This is a genomic window from uncultured Aggregatibacter sp. (assembly GCF_901873365.1).
GTDB lineage: Bacteria > Pseudomonadota > Gammaproteobacteria > Enterobacterales > Pasteurellaceae > Aggregatibacter.
In genome coordinates, this window is the sequence record NZ_CABFLM010000104.1 from 45,479 (window position 1) to 57,989 (window position 12,511).

Consider the following 12,511-nt stretch of genomic DNA (forward strand, 5'->3'; position numbering starts at 1 on the left):
AGAAGTTATCCCCTTCTGTCGAGTTATCTAACTAAGAAAACTGAAAACTTAATGAGTTCCCTTCAGAAAGTGTTCTTTGTGAGTATGAATCGACATAATTAGTCCGAAACCTGCCATAATCGCCACATAAGAGGTGCCGCCATAACTCACCAACGGCAACGGCACGCCTACCACCGGTAAAATGCCACTGACCATACCAATATTCACAAAAACGTAAACAAAGAAAATTAACGTTAATGCGCCAACTAAAATGCGTCCGAATGCACTTTGTGCACTCACACCAATCATGAGACCGCGCGCAATAATAAATAAGTAAATCGCTAGTAAAATTAAAAAGCCCACCATGCCATATTCTTCACTTAATACAGCAAAAATGAAATCCGTATGCGGTTCCGGTAAAAATTCTAATTGGGATTGCGTGCCTTGCATCCAGCCTTTACCCCATAAGCCACCTGAACCGATAGCAATTTTGGACTGCCAAATGTGGTATCCCGCTCCCAATAAATCTTTTTCCGGATCAAAAAGGGTTAATACGCGAGCACGTTGATAATCGTGCATTAAGTAAAACCACATAATAGGGATAAAGCCGGCAAGCCCGATGATGGCGGCTAAAATCAGCCACCAACTCATCCCCGCCAAAAATATCACAAATAACCCTGAGCCGCTAACCAACACGGAAGTCCCTAAATCCGGCTGAACTGCCACCAGCAGGGTCGGCACAATAATAATGATTAAGGCAATAAAGGTTTCTTTCAGTTTAATCGGTTGTGGGCGATTCCCTAAATATACTGCCACCATTAATGGCACCGCTAACTTCACAATCTCCGACGGCTGAAAACGCACGATCCCTAAATCTAACCACCGTTGCGCGCCCTTACTCGTTGTCCCAATTAAATCCACTAAAATGAGCATCGCAATTCCAAGCCCAAATAAATAAGGTGCAATGCGCTTATAAAAATTAGGCGAAAGCTGTGCCATTACGAGCATGACCGCAAACCCTAAAACAACCTGAATAATACGGCTCTGAAACATCGCCTCATTCGCGCCGGACGCGCTATATAACACCAGCATGCCGTAACCGGTAATCACGACTAGACCAATAAATAACCACAAATCAATGTGCAGGCGACGCCATAATTTCTGCCAAACCTGACGCTCATTCATTTTCATTTGTTGATACTCCTGCCGGCATAAAGTCAGTGGGTTCGCCCATGAGCGGTTCACTTGTCTGTCTAAAATAATAATCCATGATTTTTCTCACCAGCGGTGCGGCATTACTTGACCCGCCTCCGGCATTTTCTAAAATAATGGACACCACCACTTTGGGGTTGTCATAGGGTGCAAAAGCAGTAAACCACGCATGGTCATGTAATTCTTTTTTTAGCGCACCGGCATTATAACTTTGATTTTCTTTTAAACTAAATACTTGCGCCGTGCCGGATTTGCCTGCCACCCGATAAGGCGCACCGGCAAACGCTTTACGACCGGTACCTGCCGCCGAGTTCACGACGTTATACATGCCGCGTTTTGCGACATCCCAATAATATTGCTTAGGCTCGGTAATATCAGCGTATAATTTCGGATCTTGATAAGGTTCAATCGTTGTTCCCTCAATACGTTTCATTAAATGAGGCGTCATGACTTTACCGTTATTCACTAATATACTGGTGGCTTTCGCTAATTGAAGTGGCGTAGCCGTCCAATACCCTTGCCCAATTCCCACAGAAATCGTATCACCTTGCACCCAAGGTTTTTTGTAACGTTTCTGTTTCCATTCCCGAGTGGGCATATTAGCACTGGTTTCCTCTTGAATATCAATACCGGTCGGCACACCAAAGCCAAACCGTTTCATCCAACCGGATAAACGATCAATGCCTAAATTATAGGCGGTTTGATAAAAATAGGTATCCGACGATTCGGTAATTGCCTTATTCAAATCCGTCATACCATGCCCGCCACGACGCCAATCACGGAAGCGTTTTGTGGTATTCGGCAACACCCAGTAACCGGGGTCAGAAATGGTCATTTCCGGCGTAATCACGTTCTCCTGCAACGCCGATACCGCAATAAACGGTTTCACCGTCGATGCCGGCGGATATGCGCCTTGGGTCACACGACTATACAAGGGGCGATTCGGATCATTTAATAAACGACGGTAATCTTCACCGGAAATACCATCTACAAACAAATTATTATCATAACTTGGCACTGAAACCATCGCTAATACGCTGTTATCTTTCGGATCCATCACCACAACTGCCCCTTTTTGCCCCGCCAAGAGATCGGTAATATAAAGCTGCAAATTTAAATCAATCGTCAGATGAATGCTCTTGCCGGCGACAGCCGGTTGTTCGCGTAATTTACGAATCACTTTGCCGCGACTATTCACTTCCACTTCTTCAAAACCGGTGGTGCCATGCAACGCATCTTCATAATAACGTTCAATACCTAACTTACCTAAATCGTGCGTGCCTGAATAGTTGGCAAATTTTTCTTCTTTTTTTAATCGTTCGACATCACGATCGTTAATTTTAGAGACATACCCTAAAATGTGCGTTAACGGCTCGCCGTATAAATAGTGCCGTTTGAAATAAGGTTTCACATCCAAGCTTGGAAAATTGTATTGGTTTACTGAAAAACGCGCGATTTGCTCTTCCGTCAAATTAGGCTTTAATAAAATCGGGGTATAGCGTGAAGAACGTTGCCGTTCTTTTTTAAAGTTCTCGATATCCGTATCAGTTAAACCGACCAACACTTTCAATTCTTCAAAAGTGCGGTCTAAATTTTCCACTTTTTCCGGCACAATATACAATCCGAAAAAGGTTAAATTTTCAGCTAAAATTTGCCCATTACGATCATAAATCAACCCACGTGTCGGCGGTAACGGCAACAATTTAATTCGATTGCCATTAGAACGGGTTTGATAGCTGTCGTAATTCACCACCTGCAAATCGTAAAGATTTAAGATTAAAATTACTGATAACGCCAACACCCCGATAAATGACACCAAGGCGCGACGAGCAAATAAATTGCGCTCGGCCTTTTTATCACGAATCGGATCGTATTGTGGTTGCGACAATAATTTTTTTAAGTTCATTTATTCTCGATGATAAGGATGATTGGTGGTTAACGACCACGCACGGTATAAGCTCTCTGCGACAACCACGCGCACTAACGGATGTGGCAAGGTTAAAGGCGATAATGACCAACTTTGTTCAGCGGCAGCCTTGCATTCAGGTGAAAGTCCTTCCGGCCCGCCGATAAGTAAACAGACATCTCGCCCGTCATTTTTCCAACCTTCCAGCTGTTGCGCTAATTGTTCGGTGGTCCACGGTTTGCCGGGAATATCCAATGTTACGATTTTGCCCTTTCCGGCCGAAGTCAACATGGCTTTGCCTTCCTGTTCCAAAATCCGTTTAATATCCGCGTTTTTGCCCCGCTTACCGGCAGGTATTTCAATCAATTCAAAAGGCATATCTTTGGGAAAGCGACGTTGGTATTCCTCAAAGCCTGTGGTTACCCACGCCGGCATTTTGGTTCCAACGGCAATTAACTGAATTTTCATCCTCGCGCCTCAAAAAACGTCGTAAAAAACGACCGCACTTTATGTGCCCTATGCCCAAAGTTTTTCCAGTTGATACATTTCGCGGCTTTCCGCCTGCATGATATGTACAATAGCTTCACCTAAATCCACAACGACCCAATCAGCCGTTTCTTTGCCTTCATCGCCAAACACATCAATGCCGGCAAGCTTACATTCGGTGATTAATTTCTGCGCCAAGGAAGACACATGACGGGAAGAGGTGCCGGTGCATAAAATCATGGTATCGGTGATAGATGACTTCCCTTTTACGTTTAACGGTAAAATGTCCGTGGCTTTTAAATCCTCTAATTTATTCACCACAAACTCGACTAACGACATATTTTCTCCTCAATTCAAAAAAACGGCGAATTTTAGCATTGAATAAAATCAACGCCAATCCTTTGGCTAGCGTTTCGCGCGAAACGGCTTACGACGTTGATTGTTCGGCGTGCTAGAATTGCCTTCCCGTTTCAAGCGATAAGGCTTTGGAATATCCTGCAACAACGCATTCGGATCATATTGACTCACCGGAATGCTGTGCCCAATGTATTCTTCAATCGCCGGGAGATTCATGGCGTATTGTTCACACGCAAAGCTAATGGAAATCCCACTTTCGCCCGCACGGCCGGTACGCCCAATGCGATGAACATAATCTTCCCGATCATCCGGCAAATCATAGTTGAACACGTGTGTAACCTCTGCAATGTGTAATCCACGTGCCGCCACATCGGTCGCCACTAAAATATCCAACTCGCCATCGGTAAATTGTTTCAACAAAGAAAGGCGTTTTTTCTGCGCCACATCGCCGGTTAACAAACCGACACGATGCCCATCCGCGGCTAAATAACCCCAAATCGCCTCACATTGATGTTTCGTATTAGCGAAGATAATGCAACGCTCCGGCCATTCCTCCTCCAACAAGGTGAGCAATAGCGGAATTTTATCCTGGTTAGACGGGTAAAATAATTCTTCTTTAATTTGCTGCCCGGTTTTTTGTTCCGGCTCAATTTCCACGTATTCCGGATCATTCATATCTTCAAAAGCGAGTTCGCGCACTTTGTAAGACAGCGTGGCGGAAAACAGCATCGTCAGACGTTGTTGCGGAGGCGGACATTTACGCAACAAATAACGAATATCGCGAATAAAACCTAAATCAAACATCCGATCCGCTTCATCCAACACCACGGTTTGAATCTGATCCAAGCGGATAATGCCCTGCTTCACATAATCAATGACGCGTCCGGTTGTGCCAATAAGCACATCCACGCCGTTTTCGATGGCTTTTAATTGCTTGTCATAGCCATCACCACCATAAGCAAGTGCGGTCTTAAATTTCGTTGTTTTTAAGAAAATCTGTGCATCATGTTCAATTTGCACCGCCAATTCACGGGTCGGTGCCAAAATCAACGCACGCGGTTGATTCTTATCCGTCTCGGTTGGGTGAGTTAATAAATGGTGAAAAAGTGCGGTCAAAAATGCGATGGTTTTTCCCGTGCCGGTTTGCGCTTGCCCTGCCACATCTTTTCCTTGCAATGTTACCGGCAAGGACAACGCCTGAATTGGCGTACAAAATTCAAACCCATTTATCGTTAATGCTTGCAGTACCAAAGGATGCAACGGTAAATCGGCAAAACGTGCCGAACTTAAATAATTCTCTTGCATAATCATCAATTCAATCATAAAAAATTGGCGCTAAGCATAGCATGAACGGGAAAAATCCCCAAAAATTCGGCACAATTAATTTAATGGCTACTGTGAAATACGAAATATCCCTCAAAAAACACCGCTAAAAAGAACCGCACTTTCGATTTTTCCTGCTTAATAAAATTGGAAAAAGACCGTTTAAAACTAGACAGGCTAGTAATTTAATGCTAATTTACGCACCAATTTCAAAATCACCTCTTTTTATTTATATCTAAATATCAAATCTAAACAACTCTCAAATTAACTATGCATCTTACAGAACTTAAAAATATGCCTGTTTCCGATCTTGTGAGACTTGGCGAAGGACAAATGGGCTTGGAAAATTTAGCCCGTTTACGCAAACAAGACATCGTTTTTGCCATTTTGAAACAACATGCGAAAGGCGGAGAAGATATTTTCGGTGGTGGCGTTTTGGAAATTTTACCGGATGGTTTTGGATTTCTACGTTCGGCAGACAGTTCCTATTTAGCCGGCCCGGATGACATCTACGTTTCGCCAAGCCAAATCCGTCGTTTCAATTTGCAAACCGGGGATAAAATCGAAGGGAAAATTCGACCGCCAAAAGAAGGCGAACGCTACTTTGCCCTCCTTAAAGTTGACCAAGTCAATGACGACAAACCGGAAGTCTCCCGCAGCAAAATCCTTTTCGAAAACTTAACCCCATTACATGCCAACTCCCGTTTAAGAATGGAACGCGGCAACGGCTCTACCGAAGATTTAACCGCCCGAATTTTAGATTTAGCCGCCCCTATCGGGAAAGGCCAACGTGGTTTGATCGTCGCGCCACCGAAAGCGGGGAAAACCATGTTGTTGCAAAATATTGCACAAAGCATTACCCACAACTACCCTGACGTGGAACTTATTGTGTTATTGATCGATGAGCGCCCTGAAGAAGTTACGGAAATGCAACGCTCCGTAAAAGGAGAAGTGATTGCTTCTACTTTCGATGAACCGGCAACCCGTCACGTTCAAGTGGCAGAAATGGTGATCGAAAAAGCCAAACGTTCTGTAGAACACAAAAAAGACGTGGTGATTTTACTCGACTCCATTACCCGTTTGGCGCGCGCTTATAACACCGTGACTCCGGCATCCGGTAAGATTTTATCCGGTGGTGTGGACGCCAACGCATTACACCGTCCAAAACGTTTCTTCGGGGCCGCGCGTAACGTGGAAGAAGGCGGTAGCTTAACGATTATCGCCACCGCATTAGTAGATACCGGCTCCAAAATGGATGAAGTGATCTTCGAAGAATTTAAAGGTACCGGTAACATGGAATTGCATCTTTCTCGTAAGATCGCGGAAAAACGCGTATTCCCGGCTATCGACTTTAATCGTTCAGGCACCCGTAAAGAAGACTTGCTCACCACCCCTGACGAACTACAAAAAATGTGGATCCTACGCAAAATCCTTAACCCAATGGGCGAAGTGGAAGCGATGGAATTCCTTATCGACAAACTCGCTGTGGCAAAAACCAACGAAGCCTTCTTTGAAATTATGAAACGTTCATAATGAATCTTTGAAATACTGAATGCGTATTCAGTACATGAGATAAACAAAGGGCTTGATATGAATCAAGCCCTTTTTAGTGTCTCTTTTAATGAGACGTTGTCGCCGATTTTTCTACTTTTCCTTGTTGATGTCTTTTCCCTTATTTACTTCCTTTTCCTTGCTCGTTTCAACATTTTCTTTATGGGTTTCAACGCTTTCTGATTTTTGAACGACATCCTCTTTAACAGGATTTTCTTGAACCGCACTTTCATTCGCGGAATGTTCCTTTACCTCCGGTTTACCGGAATCCTGTAGTGCAGCCGAGTCTTTCGTTGCTTCTATCGCTACCACAGGAGGATTAACCGTTTCATCCGCTTTATTCGACTCCTCTAACACCACAGGCGTTTCCGTTTCATGTTGTTCAGCTTTCTGAAGCGTTTCTTGTTCAAGTGCTTCCTGTTCAGCCGCGGCTTTCCGTTCAGCTTCCGCCTGAGCAAGACGTTCCTGACGAATCGCCTCTAACGTTTTACCGTTCACAAGCCATTCCTTGTCCTTTTCCAAGGTCATGACATACTTTCCATCTTGCTCAGTGAAAAGAGGTATCAGCTTACCTTCGGGTTTGAGTTCCGTCTGCCATGATTGCCAAAACATCGAATTCTTTTTGATTGTTGACGCAGCTTCCTGTGTATCATCTAGTAGCGCCTTATCAAATGAAAACGTCATTTTTCCCTTAAGATTTTGCTTAAACAACCCAGCAGACTTTTTACTCTCCTGTAGCACAGATACCGCCCCTTTAAGAGCAAGGTTCACAGGATAAGCTTTGGTTGTCGGATAGGTATTGAGATTCAATGCTACCGTTGTGCTCTCTGTTGACAGATCCAGTGTAGCCCAGAGATCATCGAACATTTTCTTATAACTTTCCGGTGGAAAATACGCAGTACACAAGAGACTATGCATTCCCATACAGAATTGCGTTATTGCTAACCGAGGGTAATTGTTTAGCACCATCGGCATATTTATCTGCAATCCCTCAAGTTGCACTTGCAAATCAGGCAAGGCTAACGTTTTCAATGAAAGGTGCGATGTCCCGTAATAATGTTGATTTTCCACCTTCGCATCACCGTTTACCGCCAACGCCTCCAACGCTACATCATCATAGCGAAAAGCCTTCAGCGTCATCTCCCAATGTGCCTTATCTTCCATGGACTTCACCCATTGATCTCTCAAGGCGGATAATGCTTGACTCGCTTCTTTTGGTGGTGTTTTGGTCGCCAGCGCTTCTAAATAAAACGGAATAAACGCGAATTCATTTTGTAACGGATAGTCATCCAGTTGATAGCGAATATCCGCACCGCTAAGTTGCCATTGTTTCGCTGGTTCTGCCGGAGTTTGTTTGACATCGGCTGCCTTTAATTGCAATGAAATACCGGCTTTGGCAAGGTCCGTATTGTTTAATTCAAGCTGGAGTGCAGTGTCCTTTAAAGAAAAATAAGGCTGCTGATCTTTCGGCACGTCAATGGATTTCACCGACAGCGAACCGTTAAAACGGTCATTATGGGTCAGCACACCAATGACAAAATTCACGGCATTTTTAACACTCGGCTGATTGTTCAATGCATTAAATTCACTGGCAAAATCCACCGCACTTTGCACGCCTTGTTGCTCAAGATTCAGTGATAAGCCACGCACAATCGTTGGATTTTCCTCTGCCTTATGCGCTTTATCGGTAATTTGGAAAGTTTCACTATTAAATTGTGTCAATAAATCTCGTTGCTGTATCTCGGGATGCGGTTTGACATCAAGACGATAAACGGCGTTTTTTAACTGAATTTTCGTGTTTTCACCATTTAATAAATCCACCTCAACTTGCTTGGCATTCAGTTCTAATAGCCGAATAGCATATTCATTATCATCGACCCGCTGTAATTGCGCATGCCCTTGCAGCTGTTCTAATTTGCTGTTTTTATCATAATTAAATCCGCTCAGCGTGGATTTCACCTTGATATTTTTGCTACTTGGATCAAAGTTAAATAGCACAGAAAGCGTTTGCGTTTTGTTCGTAAAATCACGAAATTCAGTAACAAGATCCGATTGCAAATAATCACCTACCGGAGAAAATTTGCTGTTAATGGTGTTTTTATCAAGCGTGATATTAAGATTTTTATTTAATTGACGCACCAACTGTTCGGAAAGCTGAGATTCTGCCGTAATAAAAAAAGGCAACGCCGTCAGTTTAGTCGAAATCACCTCTGTGCGCTTACCCTCACTATTTTCCAAGCTAAATGTGAGGTCTCGACTAAAAAAATGATTTCCCGTTTCGGTGACATGAAGGCTGAGCTGATTATCTAAAGAATAAGGGAATTTTTGCAAAACCCGATCCACTTGCTGGTTGGTATAAAACTGCGCGCCCCCACCCAGTGCAACAAGGATGGAAGCAAGGGTTAAAGTAACTTTTCTTTTTTTACTCATGTTATTCTCAAACTTAGATGAAAAACGTTTAGACGAATTGATCACGTCAATTTTAAAAGTGCCGTAAATAATAACCGCACTTTACTCTTTTGAATACAAAGTGCGGTTAAAATTTCAATTATTTTTTAATTTTTACTGATTTTTTAACAAGAAAATGCCTTGCTCGGAAAGATGCACATAGGCTTCTTGCAATGCCGGGTTGAACTGTTCCGGACGGCAGTTAATCAACAAATCTTGACCATGCCATATCGCCACAACTTCCCAATGGTTGCCCATGTACACCGCACTTTTAATCGTGCAACGTTGGGCTTCTGTGCCGGTTTCATGGAGATAAACGGCTTCCGGGCGAACGCCAGCCAAACAATCACCGTCCGGTAAATTAAATTGCGCCGCATTATTTAAGGCAAGTTCATAGCCATGAATGTTAACGGTATTGCCTTGCAATTTTGCAGGGAAAATACTGGATTCGCCCATGAAGTTAGCCAAGAATAAGGAGTTCGGGCGTTGATACAGATCTTTTGCCGGTGCTTTTTGCATGATTTTGCCTTTATTCATCACGATGACTTCATCCGATACCGCAAAGGCTTCCGTTTGGTCATGGGTAACGTATAAAGAGGTGATGCCAAGGCTTTGTTGTAATTCACGGATTTTTTCCCGCATTGCGCGACGTAAGTTAGCATCAAGGTTACTTAAAGGCTCATCGAACAGTAAGACTTTTGGTTTGAGAACAAGCGCACGAGCAAGCGCCACACGTTGTTGTTGACCACCGGAAATTTGGTCCACATAACGATCTTCAAACCCAGCCAAATCCACCAATTCCAAGGCTTCTTTAACGCGCTGTTTACGCTCTTCCTTGCTGACGTTTTGCATGCGTAAGCCGTAGCCCACGTTATCGCCGATGCTCATGTGTGGGAATAATGCATAAGATTGGAACACGATACAAATATCGCGATTTTGAATGGACGATTTGGTTACGTCTTCACCGTCAATGAAAATTTGTCCGGAGGTTGGGTTTTCAAGACCGGCAACTAAACGCAAGATGGTCGTTTTACCGCAACCGGATGGACCAAGCAACGTCACCATGGTGCCGCGTTTAATGGTTAAATCCAAATCATCAATTACCACAGATTTGCCAAAGGCTTTCGTGACATTTTTTAATACTAAGAAATCATTACTCATATTTTTTACCTACAACTTAATTCATTTTTTTCGCTTTGGAACGGGAAATGCGGGTGTCACCGACAATCCAGTCGAAGAACAAAATAATCGCCATCATTACCACAATTAAGATAGAGCCATATGCAATGGCAATCCCATACTCACCGTCTTCGACACGGTTTAGGATGTATGCGGTTGCTACACGGGTATCCGCAGTCACCAAGAAGATGATTGCACTTACTGTTGTCATGGCACGCACGAAACTGGTGACAAGTGCAGAAAGCAAGGCCGGTTTTAATAATGGTAACACGATATACCACAGGGTTTTCCATGAGCTACCTTTCAGAGAAAGAGAGGCCTCGTCTAAGGATTTATCGAGTTGTCCCAAGCCCGCAATCGCCGCACGCATACCAATTGGCAAATCACGCATCACCATGGAGATCACTACGATAATGCTGGTGCCGGTGATGTACATTGGCGCATTGTTAAAGGCAAGAATGTAAGAGACCCCCGCCACGGTGCCCGGTACGGCAAAACAAAGCATGGTTAAGAATTCGAGGGATTTTTTCCCTTGGAAGTCTTTACGCACCACAATATAGGCAATTAATAAACCAAAAATGGCGGTAAGTGGTGCCGCGATACCAGCGTAAATTAAGGTATTAATTAAGGAAGGCCATGCACCATCACTCAATCCTTGTCCGAACAACATGGCATAGTTCTTCAAGGTTAAGGTATAGTCCACCCCCCAGTTGACGGTGAAGCTTCCGTAGAAAATACTGCCGTATAAAGCAAGGTTGAAGATAACCCAAGAGCCGAGCATGAAAATAATCGTGTATTTCAAGCCGGCAGGGAGTTCTTGTACATCGCCGCGATAAGATTTACCGGAAACGGTCACATAAGAGCGGTTACCAATCCATAAATATTGAATGATAAAAATCGCCAAGGAGAAGATTAACAACATGGAGCCAAGGGTACTGGCGGAGGCGTAATCTAATTGTGAACCGGCAATATAGAAGTAAATTTGCGTTGCAATCACATCGAAGCTACCACCCAACACCAACGGGTTACTAAAGTCGGCGAGCGATTGGATGAACACGATGAGGAACGAGTTCGCCAAGGCAGGGCGCAGTAACGGGAAAATGATGTTATAGAAGGTTTGATAACGGTTAGCACGCAACGTATAAGACGCTTCTTCAATGGACGGATGCACGGATTTTAATGCGCCATCTAAAATCATGAAGGAAATTGGCGCAAATGCCAAAATTTGTGCAATGGCGATACCGTTAAAACCGTATAACCAGTTGTGGTTGGTGAAACCGAAATTGGTGGATAAAAACTCGGTCACATAACCGGAACGACCCAGCATTAAAGTCACCCCTAACCCAACGACAAACGGTGGTGTAACAATCGGCAAAATAGAGAAGATTTTACCGATAAATGCGGTACGGCGCGCAATACGGGTCGTGTAAAGAGCAAAGGCTAAACCGAACACCGTAGAAACGATACCCACGAAACCGGATAGGAATAAGGAGTTACTGATGACGCGCACAATGTAGCTTTGCGTCAAAATACGCATTACTTGTTGTGGGGCAAAGGTGTCCCCGTCGTAGAACATAGAGACAAAAATCGCCAAGGTTGGATACACGATGAAGAAAAAAATCAGCAAAATAATGCAAAGCAGAGATGCGATAATAAATTTATCGCCTTGCATGATTTTCAACTTGGCAAGCGATAGCGTGGCAAGTGCGGTGAAACCGATGAGTAAAACGATGACCGAATAACCCATACTGATTTTTAACACGCTCGCACTGATAAAGGTGAATAGTGTGGCTATTGCCAGTAAGTAAAGTTCCGCTTTAGCTTGGGTATTGGCGGGTAATTTTAGCCACGGCAACAAACCGTATAAAATCACCGGTAAGAACCAAAAGGCGGTAATGTTAAAAGACGACCACCCCATGGCATCGTAGAATTCATCGGCAGTGCTATCGAACAAACCGTAATCTAGGGCGTGGGAAGGTAAAACCAAGTATGCAATTAAGGATAAAATGATCCAAAAATGAGCAGAATGTGTTATTGGAAGTTTGTTTGCGTTCATACAACCTCGCATTA

The 12,511-nt window shown here is 43.8% G+C and carries 9 protein-coding genes; 1 reads left to right on the forward strand and 8 read right to left on the reverse strand.

Annotated features, from left to right (window positions below; translation table 11 throughout):
* Positions 1-48 precede the first annotated feature (48 nt).
* The 5 genes from rodA to rhlB all read right to left on the reverse strand — a co-directional run bounded on the left by rodA (position 49) and on the right by rhlB (position 5,245).
* A complete protein-coding gene (gene rodA / locus QZ106_RS09085; protein WP_295976526.1) occupies positions 49-1,170 on the reverse strand; it encodes a rod shape-determining protein RodA in 1,122 nt (373 codons plus the stop codon).
* On the reverse strand, positions 1,157-3,097 hold the full coding sequence (gene mrdA / locus QZ106_RS09090) for a penicillin-binding protein 2 (RefSeq protein ID WP_295976527.1): 1,941 nt from the start codon (positions 3,095-3,097) through the stop codon (positions 1,157-1,159). The genes rodA and mrdA overlap by 14 nt, the downstream gene beginning before the upstream one ends.
* Entirely contained in the window at positions 3,098-3,565 is a 468-nt protein-coding gene (gene rlmH, locus QZ106_RS09095; protein WP_295976528.1) for a 23S rRNA (pseudouridine(1915)-N(3))-methyltransferase RlmH, read from the reverse strand.
* A 48-nt stretch (positions 3,566-3,613) separates the two neighbouring features.
* The gene (rsfS, locus tag QZ106_RS09100; RefSeq protein ID WP_021616387.1) at positions 3,614-3,922 is read right to left on the reverse strand and encodes a ribosome silencing factor; all 309 of its coding nucleotides are present in this window, start codon (positions 3,920-3,922) and stop codon (positions 3,614-3,616) included.
* 66 nt (positions 3,923-3,988) lie between these two features.
* Positions 3,989-5,245: an ATP-dependent RNA helicase RhlB gene (rhlB, locus tag QZ106_RS09105; protein WP_295976529.1), complete on the reverse strand. Its 1,257-nt coding sequence runs from the start codon at positions 5,243-5,245 to the stop codon at positions 3,989-3,991.
* A 288-nt stretch (positions 5,246-5,533) separates the two neighbouring features.
* On the opposite strand from rhlB, the gene rho reads away from it, so the two are divergent.
* A complete protein-coding gene (rho, locus tag QZ106_RS09110; RefSeq protein WP_021616385.1) occupies positions 5,534-6,796 on the forward strand; it encodes a transcription termination factor Rho in 1,263 nt (420 codons plus the stop codon).
* A gap of 111 nt (positions 6,797-6,907) precedes the next feature.
* Here the strand turns inward: rho and QZ106_RS09115 are convergent, their stop codons facing one another.
* The 3 genes from QZ106_RS09115 to QZ106_RS09125 form a co-directional block, all read right to left on the reverse strand.
* Complete coding sequence (locus QZ106_RS09115; RefSeq protein WP_295976530.1) at positions 6,908-9,244, reverse strand: hypothetical protein; 2,337 nt, start codon at positions 9,242-9,244, stop codon at positions 6,908-6,910.
* A gap of 132 nt (positions 9,245-9,376) precedes the next feature.
* The gene (gene fbpC / locus QZ106_RS09120; RefSeq protein ID WP_295976531.1) at positions 9,377-10,423 is read right to left on the reverse strand and encodes a ferric ABC transporter ATP-binding protein; all 1,047 of its coding nucleotides are present in this window, start codon (positions 10,421-10,423) and stop codon (positions 9,377-9,379) included.
* A gap of 16 nt (positions 10,424-10,439) precedes the next feature.
* Positions 10,440-12,497: an iron ABC transporter permease gene (locus QZ106_RS09125; RefSeq protein ID WP_295976532.1), complete on the reverse strand. Its 2,058-nt coding sequence runs from the start codon at positions 12,495-12,497 to the stop codon at positions 10,440-10,442.
* Positions 12,498-12,511 lie beyond the last annotated feature (14 nt).